We start from the raw sequence: 12,171 nt of genomic DNA on the forward strand, positions 1-12,171 counted from the left end.
TAGGGGCGCAGTGTGACCCCTATTAATCAACTAACTAAACTGGCAAACAATTATTGACCGCCGATTTGCACTTTAACCACGCGGTTCTTTTCCGCTTCCGCTTTGGGCAAATTCAGGTGCAAAACTCCATTTTTGTACTCAGCTTCTACGCTGTCATTTTGAACCCGTGCGGGTAGGGGAATCACCCGGCGGAACGAACCGTAGCGGAACTCAGAGCGAGTCATGCCTTTATCTTCACTCTTAGTTTCCAGACGGCGTTCGCCGCTAATAGCAACAGCTTCTGCGGTTACTTGTACGTCCAAATCCTTAGCTTCCATGCCCGGAACTTCTAATTTAAGGTGGATGGCTTCGGGAGTTTCATCGAGTTCGGCGGGAGGTACAAAAGCAACACCGTTAGATGCGCGATCGGTTGCCGGTGTCAAGCTATCAAACAACCGATTCATTTCTCGCTGCAAGGAGTCCATTTCCCGCAAAGGTTCCCAACGAATAAGTGCCATAACTGATACCTCGAATTTCTTAACTTTTTAGAAGTTGAGAAATACTTGACTCAACTTGTATTTAATATATTCCAGCTCCCGAAACTGGGGAATTCGGTTTTCCGCAAAAAGGCCGATCGCATTTCCGAACATTCGCGATCGGTATTGTAAAATCATCAAAAGGGGCGGGTATCCGATCCAACCCGAACCCAGCAATTTTAGATTTTAGATTCGATCGAGGAATTCCCATCTAAAATCTAAAATCGAAGGTTCGATTAACTCCACCGCGAATGCTGATAAGAAGCGTAGGTATCAAACAAAGCACCCACCAAACCAAAAGTTAGACCGATGACGAAAAAACCCTGGAGGGGACAGCCGCTGCCGAAAGTAGCTAAGAACTGCAAAATCAGGTCTTCTCCAGAACGACCAACTCCTTGGAGAGCAGGCACGAAGCCAATCAGCGAAAAGCTAGTCAATCCCCCGCCGATTAACAATAAGGGGGCGACAAAGCTCAACAGGCTGGTCAACAGTACAGAGCGAAGAAAATTGGGAAAAATGCTCATAAGAGTCAGTAAATTCAGCTAAACTGCCGAAAGGTGCAAGCAAACAAAACTTGTCCTTTTCTACGATAGGCAGCGATCGCCCTCCGTGGCCAGTTCTGTCAGAAATCTTAAATGTTATAGAAAAAACTTGTTTAAGATTTGTAGATAGATTTCATTTTTGGCAGTTGTTCTACACTCGAAATCCCCTTGAGCACCACTACATCTTCCAGCCTCAGTTTGTGGAGTCGGCGGTTGCTGGCAGCAGCTTTATTGGGCGGCCAAGTCATGCTGCACTTGCTGAAGGGCAAAATTCACCGTCGCAACACCATCGACCAAATGGCAGCAGTCGGCCCGGAATCTCTGCTGATTGCTTTGCTGACTGCGGGTTTTGTCGGCATGGTATTTACTATTCAGGTAGCGAGGGAGTTTATTAACCTCGGTGCCGGCAATGTCGTCGGTGGCGTTTTGGCTTTGTCTTTGACTCGCGAGCTCGGCCCCGTCTTAACAGCGGTAATCGTGACGGGACGGGTAGGTTCGGCTTTTGCGGCGGAAATCGGCACGATGCAGGTAACAGAACAGATAGATGCCCTGCTGATGCTCAAAACAGACCCGATCGACTATTTAGTAATTCCCCGCGTCATTGCTTGCTGCTTGATGCTGCCAATTTTAACCATCATGTGTCTCGTCACCGGCATCCTCGGCGGACTGCTGATTGCTACGACGATGTACGGCATCTCTCAAAGCGTGTTTTTAGAATCAGTCCGCAATTTCCTGAGTTTGTGGGATATTTGCAGCGCGGCAATTAAGGCTTTTGTATTCGGTGGTTTGATTGCTGTAATCGGCACTAGCTGGGGCTTGACCACCACCGGCGGGGCAAAAGGCGTCGGCCAATCGACTACCACAGCGGTGGTGACGGCTTTACTGGCTATTTTTATCTTTAACTTTTTGATGACATGGCTGATGTTTCAGGGCACGGGCTCTAGCTTACTCAAAGGCTTGTAAGCTAAGAAACGGATAAAATATGAATAATTGGCAACATTAGTTTACTACCCTTGATTTAAACCCGTGACTACAACAGCCTCTTCGACTGCGCCGACAAGTACGATCGAACTCGCCCCGAGTTATGCGATTCCCCTAGTCCTGGTACTGGCGGCCGTACCGCTGCTGTTCGTGCAGAAGTGGGTGAGTTTGCCACTTTCTGTGTTCGGCTTGTTTTTGATGTACCAAGCCGCCACCATCCGGCTACAATTTACCCCAACAGATTTGGACATTTATCGATCGTCCAACTTAATCCGCCGCTTTCCTTACCGAGAATGGCAAAATTGGCGGATATTTTGGCCCGCTGTGCCGATTTTGTTCTATTTCAAAGAAATTAACAGCATTCACTTTCTGCCGGTTCTGTTCGATCGTAAAATGCTACAGACCTGCTTAGAACAGCGCTGTCCCCGTCAAGACTAAAAAAGTTGTTAATTTTTAATTTTTAACTTTTCCGTGCCCACGCCGAACAAAATTTCCCATGAATTCAGACGAATCTCCAACCCAAGAACCGCAACCACAACCAGCCACCCCAAGCGGTGACGGCGAAGTCGATTTACCCGTGAATGAGACGGAGTACCAAGTTCTATCTCAAACACAAGATTTGTGGATCGACGAAAATGAACTGCCCGCCCAACTCCCGGCAGAAACAGACCCGCCGCTGGACGAGGAAGATGCCGAAATTGCCCAATTCGTGGACGAAGCAGGCGCACTAGCCCAAATTGCGCCCAACACCGACGAGGCCGAATCAGAAAGTCCGATCGCTCAAATCGAGATTCCCACAGACTCCCAGCCAACAGCAATCCCAGAAACGGTAACGCACATCCCAGAAAATGTTACCGAACAGTTGGCAGAGAGAGTCCAAGAATTGCAGCAGCAAGAACAAGCTTTGACTGAAAAAATTGCCGCCTTGGAAGCCGACAAAGCCAATGCTATAGAAGCGTTGGGCCAGGCTCAAGCATCGATCGGGCGTTTGGTACAAGACGGCTTGATTCAACTAGATCAGCGCAAACAAGCGCTACAAATCGAAGTAGAAAAACTAGAACGCCGGCGCGATCGAATTCAAAAGGAAATGCGAACCACTTTTGCCGGCGTTTCCCAAGATTTAGCAATTCGAGTCCAGGGTTTCAAAGACTATTTAGTAGGCAGTTTGCAGGATTTGGCCGCTACCGCCGAACTCTTAGATTTGACGCCACCGGCGCAAGAGACACCACAGCGAACTGCTGCTGAAGAGTCTCAATCCTCAGCACCGGTAAATCCCAAATTTGCCGAACAGGGATTTCAAGAACAAGCCAAACAAATTCGCCGCACCCTCGATCAATATCGCACTGTCCCCGACTACTACGGCCCGCCTTGGCAACTTCGCCGCACTTTTGAACCCATCCACGCGGAACGAGTTTCTAACTGGTTTTTCACTCAAGGAGGAAGGGGTGCTTTGCGGACTATGGGTTCGCGCTTGCAAAATATCTTGATTACTTCGACAATTATTTCTGTACTCAGAAGCGTCTACGGCGGACGGGTGCGGACTTTGGTGCTCGCCAACAGTCCCGAACGTTTGGGAGAGTGGCGCCGGGGTTTGCAGGACTGTTTGGGCATTACTCGCAGCGATTTTGGCCCGGAAAGGGGGATTATTATGTTTGAGTCTGCGGAAGCTTTGGCTCAAAAAGCCGATCGACTGGTGAAAGATGGTAAATTGCCACTAATTGTCATTGATGAAACTGAGGATTTAATTAGTTTGTCAATCCTGCAATTTCCGTTATGGCTGGCCTTTGCGGCAGATCCGCAAACTTTGATGGCTGCTAAGGATTTTTGATGAGGTAATTGGTAATTGGTAATTGGTAATTGCTACTTAGTAATTGCTAATTGCTAATTATGCTAGGGGAAAGGTTGCAAATTTTAAAAGTACACGAAATCTCAAATTAAAAAATGGCTAGCTGGATAATTTTAAATGGCGCACTGTTAATAGCAGCTTATCTGCTTGGTTCGATTCCGACTGGGTACGCCTTGGGGAAATGGATGCTGGGAATTGATATTCGAGAGGTTGGTTCGGGTTCGACGGGTGCAACTAACGTACTGAGGACTTTGGGCAAAGGGCCGGGGTTGGGGGTGTTGTTGGTTGATGTGTTGAAGGGGGTAAGTGCGATCGTCCTAATTCGCTATATTTACTCTCTCACTTTTACCAGCCAGCTAGCAACCGCAGCCGGTTTAGAAAATACTGCAACTGTCATCCCTTGGATGGCAACTTTGGCGGGTTTCTCTGCTATTTTGGGCCACAGCAAATCAATCTGGCTGGGGTTTACGGGGGGTAAATCTGTGGCTACGAGTTTGGGAGTTTTGCTGGGTTTGTACTGGCCCGTTGGTTTGGGAACTTTCGGAATTTTCGGGATAGTATTTGCGGTGTCGCGAATTGTTTCTTTAAGTTCGATTATCGGGGCAATTAGCGTGGCTGGATTGATGTTTGCTTTACATCAGCCGCTGGCTTATGTATTGTTTGGCATTGCGGGCGGTGTGTTTGTAATTGTGCGACACCGCAGCAATATTCAGCGGCTTTTGAATGGTACGGAACCGAGGATTGGAGAGAAATTGGAAACAGCAGCTAGCGATTGATCTGAAACAGCCTGACACCTTTTCAATTATTTCCCATAACGGGCCCTAGTTCCAACACAAATCCGGGCAAAATATCTTCCCCTGACAGCGTAACAGGGGACTGCAATATTTCTATTTCTCGATCGATCCTATAAATCTCCACACTCCGCGTTTGCGGGTCAATCAACCACCCCAAACAAACGCCATTTTCCCGATATTCCTGCATTTTCTCTCGCGTTTCTCGGATAGAATCAGTGGGCGAGCGCAATTCCACTACAAAATCAGGACACAGTGGCGGAAATTTTCTTTTTTGTTCGGGAGTTAAAGCTTCCCATCTTTCGCGTTTTATCCAAGAAGCATCGGGAGAACGAGTTGCACCGTTTGGGAGTCTAAAACAGGTGGAAGAGTCAAAAGCAATTCCTAGATTCGGATTTTGGCGACTCCAAGCTTGCAATTGATAGGATAAATCCATATTACGGTTGCCCGTTTCTCCTCCCGTTGGTGGAACCATCAGCAGTTCTCCTTTTGCATTCCGTTCAAATTTATAATCGGGGTGATGTTGGCACAGTTCGTAAAACTGATCGTCTGTCAACTTGATCCACGGACTTAAATCTAATTTTAAAGTCAGCATGGCACTAACACCTATTTACCCAATTCTTGAGAACGCAAACAAGCTGCTTTCACTGCTTCGATTAGGGCAGAACGAAAGCCGTTACTCTCTAGTTTAGCAATTCCGGCAATAGTTGTGCCACCGGGACTCGTAACTTGATCTTTCAATTGTGCCGGGTGCATTCCCGTTTCTTGCATTAGCTTCGCTGTACCGAATACTGTTTGTAAAGCTAATTGAGAGGCGATCGCCCGTGGCAGTCCTGCACAAACTCCGCCATCTGTCAAGGCCTCTATCAAAATTGCTACATAACCAGGGCCGGAACCCGAAAGTCCAGTCACCGCATCGAGCATACTCTCAGGTACTTCTACCACTTCTCCCACGGCTTGAAAGATGCGCTTTACCAATTCTAAATCAGCCGGTTGCACGAGTTTTCCCGGAGCGATCGCGCTCATTCCCGCTCCTACCGTGGCTGGAGTATTCGGCATCACCCGCAGCACTCCCCGCCCCGGAAAGGCTGGTTCCAGCTTGCTCAGTGGCACTCCGGCCAAAATCGACACTACTAGCGCTTCTGGCTGGGAATTAGCCGTTTCTCCATTATTTCCTTGTTTGCGATCGGCCGCCACCGCCAACTCCAAAGCTACCGTATCAAAAACTTGCGGTTTAATCGCCAAAAACAGCACTTCTGTAGCTGCAGCAACTTCTAGATTGCTGGCTGTTGTTCCAATCCCGTATTTGTTAGCCAAAAACTCGCGGCGCTTTACCCCAGGCTCGCTCACCAATATTTCTGAAGGCAAATAAACTTTTTGTGCTATTAAGCGGGATAAGAGAGCTTCTCCCATTACCCCACCGCCGATCGTACCAAATTTTATGTTAGTCATTAGTCATTAGTCATTAGTCATTAGTCATTAGTCATTAGTCTACAGTGCTACCTTGTAGGGTGCGTCGCCCGCAACAATTTACAAGTTCGATCGAAAATTAGAAAGCGACGCACCTTACTATTTTATGCTAGTCATTAGTCATTAATTATTAGTTGCCATTAATTATCAGTTCTCCGCCTTAGCTAAGAGTTAAGCGCCCAGAACTAAGGATACAAAATTCAGGATCTCGCTAGTTAAAAGCTTACTGGCTAATAACTAAAGACTAAAGACAGATGACTAATGACTAATAACTACTGACTAATAACTACTGAGCGATGGTAGCTTGTTCTGCCGGCCAGACTGTCGGTGCAGGAGCAGCAGCACGAGGGCGTCCCTGAGCAGGAGGCACTTCGTGAACCACACCAGACTGAGTTCTCACCTGCACGCAGCTAGGCGTAAACAAGAAAATACTTTCGCCAATTCGCTCTTGATGACCGTCAAGGGCATAAGTACCGCCCGCCACAAAGTCCACAGCTCTTTGCGCTTGGTCTGGGTCCATCACCGTCAGGTTCAAAACCACAGACTTCCGTTCCTTAAGGGCTCGAATTGCTGCCGGCATCTCTTCAAAAGTGCGCGGCTCCATTACTACTACTTCCGAAATCCCGTTCATAGCTCCAGGCATTCCAATCACGTTATTCATTACTGACCCTACTCCCCCGGTTGGTGCAACTACATCCATACCTGTCGATCCTACTACTGACCGCTCTCGCATTCTACGATTTTGACGACGTTCTTCTTCCGCTGCGACTGCAGCGGGGTTGGGTTCAGGCGCTTGGTAGAAGTTCTGATAGCGCTCCCCTTCAGTTTCGTCGTACACGTCATCGTACTCAGGCTCATTGTTGATCCCTACAAAATCTCGCAGTTTAGAAAAAATATTCATGATTCACGCTCCTTTACGACTTTGCTGCCCCGACTATACTCGCGTTGCGCGTTAGTCGCGGGTGGCTGACTATTCTATATTTAACCCAAATTGTCTTTATCAGAAGATTTCAATTATTTATCCCCTCCTAGAGCCAAATAAGGTTTGTCCTAGCCGTACCATAGTAGCACCTGCTTGAATTGCCAAATGATAATCTCCCGACATCCCCATCGAGAGCTGCTGCATTTGAATGTAGGGCAAATTTTGCTGCTGGATTTTGTCAGCAAGTTCGCGGGTGCTGTTAAATAATTCTAGGATTTGCGAGTCATCTAATCCCAGCGGAGGAATTGTCATCAAACCTTGAATTTTGATATGCTGACATTTGTTGAGTTCTGGAAGGTCAGCCAGCAGTTCTGGAACGCTCCAGCCGTATTTGTCCGGGTCGGGCAACATTTTGACCTGCAGGCAGACTTGGGGAGAGCAGGACATTTCCCCCGCCAAGCGCGAAAGTCGCTGAGCGAGTTTTAAATTGTCGAGAGAGTGAATCCACTGGAAATGCTCTAGGGCCTTGGCGGCTTTGTTGGCTTGCAAGTGCCCGATCAAGTGCCAGTTGATATCCGGCAAATCTTGCAGTTGGCTTTGTTTTTCGGCAGTCTCTTGAACCTTACTCTCGCCAAAATCCCGGATACCGCCGTCGTATGCTTCGCGGATAGCATCAGTCGATACCTGTTTGGTAACGGCAATTAACCGCACTGATTCCGGCAAGTGTTGGCGAATGCTGTTAATTCGAGAGGCTATGGTCATGGGTACTCAACGCTCTTGACGGGAGGGAAGGAAAATTAAGACTGTTACCAATTACCAAATTACTGATTTTCGTTATTGAAATGTACGCTGGTGAATGGTTTGCAATTGGTCGTACTCGTGATATTGACCGCTGCGACGCAGGGTTCGCAGGCGAATTTCGACCATGAGGCGAGCGTCGGAGCGGCTGATTGGTTCAAATCTCAGCCCGCCAGGGCCGTTTGTCACCAAAAAAAACAGGCGTTGGGCGTATAGGGTGGTAAATAATTCTTGGCTGTCTTCAACCTGGGATACCCTGAAGAGGAGGCCAAAGTTTGGATGATTCAGGTAAGTTTCGGTAGTCATTCACACTCACAATCTATCAATTTTAGATTAAAGATTTAGATTTTAGATTTTAGTTTCGCTCGATCGCCCGACGGCGTTGTTTGAGGGCGGGCTACAAAGGGCGATCGCCGTAGCCGTGCAATAGTCTCCGTCGTGGCTGAGGCTTAATTGCCACTGGCAATTTCCCCAAACAGAGGCTTGTGCTGCTGCGGTTCCGTGCAGTTGCACGTTTGGAGCACCGTTTTCGGAGCGCCGAATTTCCACATCTGCATACCGTATTCCCCGCCATCCCGTGCCTAGAGCTTTGACAACGGCTTCTTTTGCCGCCCAGCGCCCCGCTAGTTGGTTGCAGGAAACTCGATTCATTTTACCTTTAATGCTGCTGTGTTGAGAATTTAGTTGCCCACAATCCCTTTGTTCGGCGGGTGTGTAAACTTTTTCGAGGAAGCGATCGCCAAACCGGTCTAATGCGGCTTGTATGCGCGGAACATATACGATATCTGTCCCAAGATAGATGTTCAAGGTCTTGGTTCTCTAAATATTTGTCTCCATTACTTTAGCAGTAGTGTGCAACCAATCATTCCTAATGCTTCAATCTAAAATTTATAAGGAGTGACTTAGTATTGACGCTTTTGTGGGATATGAGATTCTGCTTTTCAATATCCTCAACTGTCAACTGTCAACTGTCAACTGTCAACTGTCAACTGTCAACTGTCAACTGTCAACTGTCAACTGTCAACTGTCCCAACCCCAAACAAAGCGAGCACTCCAGAGGAGGAGCAAGCAGCCGAGGGCGATCCAGTCTCGGATTTTCAATTGCAACTGGTGCCATTCTACCCGGTGTCGATCGGGACTGGTGAAGCCACGGACTTTCATGGCGCTGGCAATTTGTTCAGCTCGCAGGAGCAAGTTTTCTAACAGCCGCTCGGCTATCATTAACCAAACTTGAGCTGCGCTGCGAAATCCGAGTTTTTTCCAGTTGATCGCTCTGGTTCTGACCGATCGCACTAAATTTTGTATTTCTTCCAATACTAAGGGAATGAATCGCAAAGATAAAGTTAATGTTAAGGCTATTTCGGTAATAGGCCAGTTCAAGCGGCGCAAGGGCTGCATTAAGTTTTCAAGGGCGGCGGTAATTTCTTCGCTGGCTGTGGTGAGAAGGTAGAGGTTGGTGCTGTAAATTACTGTGAAAAATAGGGTGCTGACGTTGATAGCTAAATCTAGGGATTTGCGGGTGATTTTAATCGGGCCTTGTTTGAATACAACGTAACGGTAGTTTGTGGGTTGGGGGAGTTGATTTGGACTTTGGGCTTTGGGATTGGGAATTGGGGAGTTTGAGCCTAAGTTAAAAGATTTGTACCAGGGTTGGGGCTTTTGAGGAGGTGGAAGGGTTGCCGGCTGTTGGGAAAAGGTTAATTCGTCGGCGGGGATGCGGGGCTGGTGTTCTGCGGGGAGTCCGTCGGGGGCGATCGCGCTGAGGCAAAATACTAATAGGCAAAATAGCAGCAGCAGTCCCATTTGCTGTTTCCACACGCGCAATGGAATTGCTGCAGTTAGTGTCAGTACGATTAACATTCCTACTAGCATCAACCGCCAGATGGGATTGGCGAGTATTGGTGCAATCAGAAATGTCATCAACCAAGCTAATTTGACGCGGGAGTCTAGCCGGTGAAGCCAGGTTACGGGTTGTTCTAGGTAAAGTCCTATGGGGAGCGATCGAAGTAAGTCCATCTTGTCGATTTTAGATTTTAGATTTTAGATTTTAGATTGAGGGATTGATTGATTGAGGGATTGAGGGATTGAGGGATTGAGGGATTGAGGGATTGATTGAGGGATTGATTGATTGAGGGATTGAGGGATTGATTGAGGGATTGATTTTTGAATGGGATTATTTGATTGAGCAATTGATTTTTTGATTGGGGATTATTTAATTTTTTGATTTTTGATAGAAAATTTTTGTTGAATTTTGACATTTTTTTATTTGCGATTTGCTGTTGGGTTTTTAGCAATTAAAGTTTTGATGGACGCAACTGTCATCGCTAAAATCTCATTTGTTTCTGACATGATACTTTTCAATTTAGTGGCATCTACCAATTCAGCTTCAACTATTAACTCCATCCAGTAAAGACTTTCATCCGCTTCTTCTTCCACTATCCTGAGTTTAGAAATTAAGTCTGCTGTTGACTTCGCACGACAAGCCGCTCGATAATTGGCTCCTACAGAAGTTGCTGAACGAATTAACTGCTTGCCAATTACCTGAGAAGCGGAGCCTTTGGGCAGCGCATCTACTAGCTTAATAACTCTCAATGCTAGCTGCTTTGTTCTTCTTTTAAACTCTTGTTCGTCCACCTTGCGATTTGAGATTTTAGATTGTTTGATTTGGAATTGTTTCAAATACCAAGTAATTGAATTGCCAAGAGGCGAAGGAAGACAAAAGAAAAAAATCGCAACTTAATTATACCATTAAACTGCGTTTTCTCTTTAATCTAAAATCCAAAATCTAAAATCTAAAATCACTTCACGCGCAGTGCTCTGTTTGTTGTGCTCATTTCGGTGGCACGAACTTTTTTGCCTCTCCAAAGTAGCCGCATTGGTGTACCGGTAAAGCCTAGATGTTTGCGGAATTGGCTTTCCATGTAGCGGCGGTAATTTTCGGTGAAGCGTTTGGGATCGTTGACAAATAGGGCGATTGTCGGTGGCTGCGATCGCACTTGAGTACCGTAATAGATTTTGCCTTGTTTTCCTTGGCGGGTAACTGGGGCTGAGTGCCAGGTTGTGGCTTCTTCTATGACTTCGTTAATGACTGCGGTAGGGACGCGACGTTTGTGTTCGTCGGAGGCTTTGTCTACTAATTCAATGATTTTTTCAACTCGCTGTCCACTCATGGCGCTAACAAAAATCATTTCTGCCCAGTCGAGGAAATAAAGTCGGGTTCTGACTTCTCTTTCGTACTCGTATATTGTGTCGGACTCTTTTTCTATGGCATCCCATTTGTTGACGACTATGATGCAGGCGCGACCTTCTTGGCTGATGCGATCGGCTAATTTTTGGTCTTGATCGGTAACGCCGTCGATTGCGTCAATTACTAATAGTATGACGTTGGCGCGACGGATGGCTTTGAAAGCGCGGTTGATGCCGAAAAATTCTGCGCCGTATTCGACGTTTTTCTTTTTGCGAATTCCGGCTGTGTCGATCAGGCGGTAGGTTTTACCGTTGCGTTCTACTAAGGTGTCGATCGCGTCGCGGGTTGTGCCGGAAATTGGGCTGACTATGGCGCGATTTTCTCCGAGAAATGCGTTTAACAAACTCGATTTGCCGACGTTGGGACGACCGATAATTGCTACTTTAATTTCCTCAACTTCGGGTAATACTTCTGTGGGAAGGTAAGTAATTAATTTGTCAAGCAATTCGCCGGTGCCGTTACCGTGAATGCCGGAAACTGGGTAAGGTTCTCCGAGTCCCAATTGCCAAAAGTCGGCTGCTTGGGTAAGCCCTGTATTTTCGGATTCGCATTTGTTGACGGCGAGAATGACGGGGACTTTTTGCAGTCTCAGCCAAGATGCGATCGATTCGTCGCCACCGGTGAGCCCGGTTTTGCCGTCTACTACGAAAATGGCTGCGCTGGCTTCTGCGAGGGCTGCCATTGCTTGTTCGCGAATTAAAGGCAGAAATTCTGTCTCGTCGTCGAATACTAGCCCGCCGGTGTCTACGACTTGATATTCCCGATCGCCCCAGTATGCTGGTCTGTAAGTGCGATCGCGCGTGATTCCTGGTTCGTCGTGGACGATCGCGTCTTGGGTGTTGGCTAAACGGTTGACGAGCGTCGATTTGCCTACATTGGGGCGTCCAATAATAGCAACTATAGGTAGAGACATAAAAATAGCAGCAATTAGGCTGCGCCGTGATTTTGAGGTTTAGCCTTTTATTGTAAGCGAAACTGGCTGATATTGTATGCGATCGGGCTGCATCGTGTATTATACGCCCTCCGGGGCTGTGCCGCCCGCGCCGCGAACTCATGGCA

At 47.3% G+C, this 12,171-nt stretch carries 16 protein-coding genes; 4 read left to right on the top strand and 12 right to left on the bottom strand.

The window, feature by feature from the left end:
• Positions 1-50: 50 nt before the first annotated feature.
• From QUB20_RS04035 to QUB20_RS04045, 3 genes are all read right to left on the bottom strand, one after another.
• Positions 51-497, bottom strand: a complete 447-nt coding sequence (locus QUB20_RS04035) for an Hsp20/alpha crystallin family protein (RefSeq protein ID WP_333243427.1) — start codon at positions 495-497, stop codon at positions 51-53.
• Between the two features lie 27 nt (positions 498-524).
• Positions 525-653, bottom strand: a complete 129-nt coding sequence (locus tag QUB20_RS04040) for a hypothetical protein (protein ID WP_333243429.1) — start codon at positions 651-653, stop codon at positions 525-527.
• 98 nt (positions 654-751) lie between these two features.
• Complete coding sequence (locus QUB20_RS04045; RefSeq protein ID WP_333238961.1) at positions 752-1,039, bottom strand: hypothetical protein; 288 nt, start codon at positions 1,037-1,039, stop codon at positions 752-754.
• 186 nt (positions 1,040-1,225) lie between these two features.
• Between QUB20_RS04045 and QUB20_RS04050 the strand changes: the two genes are divergently transcribed.
• From QUB20_RS04050 to plsY, 4 genes are all read left to right on the top strand, one after another.
• Positions 1,226-2,020: an MlaE family lipid ABC transporter permease subunit gene (locus QUB20_RS04050; protein WP_333243434.1), complete on the top strand. Its 795-nt coding sequence runs from the start codon at positions 1,226-1,228 to the stop codon at positions 2,018-2,020.
• Between the two features lie 63 nt (positions 2,021-2,083).
• Positions 2,084-2,476 (top strand): DUF3119 family protein, encoded by a 393-nt coding sequence (locus QUB20_RS04055; protein ID WP_333058028.1) that lies wholly within the window; start codon positions 2,084-2,086, stop codon positions 2,474-2,476.
• 58 nt (positions 2,477-2,534) lie between these two features.
• Positions 2,535-3,866: a DUF3086 domain-containing protein gene (locus tag QUB20_RS04060; RefSeq protein WP_333243437.1), complete on the top strand. Its 1,332-nt coding sequence runs from the start codon at positions 2,535-2,537 to the stop codon at positions 3,864-3,866.
• A 113-nt stretch (positions 3,867-3,979) separates the two neighbouring features.
• Positions 3,980-4,660, top strand: coding sequence for a glycerol-3-phosphate 1-O-acyltransferase PlsY (plsY, locus tag QUB20_RS04065; RefSeq protein ID WP_333243440.1), 681 nt, complete (start codon positions 3,980-3,982; stop codon positions 4,658-4,660).
• Positions 4,661-4,682: 22 nt separating this feature from the next.
• Here plsY and QUB20_RS04070 read toward each other — a convergent pair whose 3' ends face one another.
• The 9 genes from QUB20_RS04070 to der form a co-directional block, all read right to left on the bottom strand.
• A complete protein-coding gene (locus QUB20_RS04070; protein ID WP_333243443.1) occupies positions 4,683-5,270 on the bottom strand; it encodes a Uma2 family endonuclease in 588 nt (195 codons plus the stop codon).
• An 11-nt stretch (positions 5,271-5,281) separates the two neighbouring features.
• Positions 5,282-6,127: a pyrroline-5-carboxylate reductase gene (proC, locus tag QUB20_RS04075; RefSeq protein ID WP_333141028.1), complete on the bottom strand. Its 846-nt coding sequence runs from the start codon at positions 6,125-6,127 to the stop codon at positions 5,282-5,284.
• Between the two features lie 304 nt (positions 6,128-6,431).
• Complete coding sequence (locus QUB20_RS04080) at positions 6,432-7,046, bottom strand: cell division protein SepF (RefSeq protein ID WP_333058022.1); 615 nt, start codon at positions 7,044-7,046, stop codon at positions 6,432-6,434.
• Between the two features lie 117 nt (positions 7,047-7,163).
• A complete protein-coding gene (locus QUB20_RS04085) occupies positions 7,164-7,829 on the bottom strand; it encodes a YggS family pyridoxal phosphate-dependent enzyme (protein WP_333058021.1) in 666 nt (221 codons plus the stop codon).
• 72 nt (positions 7,830-7,901) lie between these two features.
• Positions 7,902-8,171 (bottom strand): transcriptional coactivator PipX, encoded by a 270-nt coding sequence (gene pipX / locus QUB20_RS04090; protein ID WP_333058020.1) that lies wholly within the window; start codon positions 8,169-8,171, stop codon positions 7,902-7,904.
• Positions 8,172-8,213: 42 nt separating this feature from the next.
• Entirely contained in the window at positions 8,214-8,672 is a 459-nt protein-coding gene (gene acpS / locus QUB20_RS04095) for a holo-ACP synthase (protein ID WP_333059107.1), read from the bottom strand.
• Between the two features lie 213 nt (positions 8,673-8,885).
• Positions 8,886-9,881 carry an energy-coupling factor transporter transmembrane protein EcfT gene (locus QUB20_RS04100; RefSeq protein ID WP_333243446.1) on the bottom strand — a complete coding sequence of 332 codons (996 nt, stop codon included), beginning with the start codon at positions 9,879-9,881 and terminating at the stop codon, positions 8,886-8,888.
• A gap of 246 nt (positions 9,882-10,127) precedes the next feature.
• A complete protein-coding gene (locus QUB20_RS04105; RefSeq protein WP_333057887.1) occupies positions 10,128-10,544 on the bottom strand; it encodes a four helix bundle protein in 417 nt (138 codons plus the stop codon).
• 119 nt (positions 10,545-10,663) lie between these two features.
• The gene (gene der, locus QUB20_RS04110; protein ID WP_333210999.1) at positions 10,664-12,025 is read right to left on the bottom strand and encodes a ribosome biogenesis GTPase Der; all 1,362 of its coding nucleotides are present in this window, start codon (positions 12,023-12,025) and stop codon (positions 10,664-10,666) included.
• Positions 12,026-12,171 lie beyond the last annotated feature (146 nt).

Origin of the sequence: Microcoleus sp. B4-C2 (assembly GCF_036705265.1) — a bacterium.
Classification (GTDB): Bacteria; Cyanobacteriota; Cyanobacteriia; order Cyanobacteriales; family Microcoleaceae; genus Microcoleus.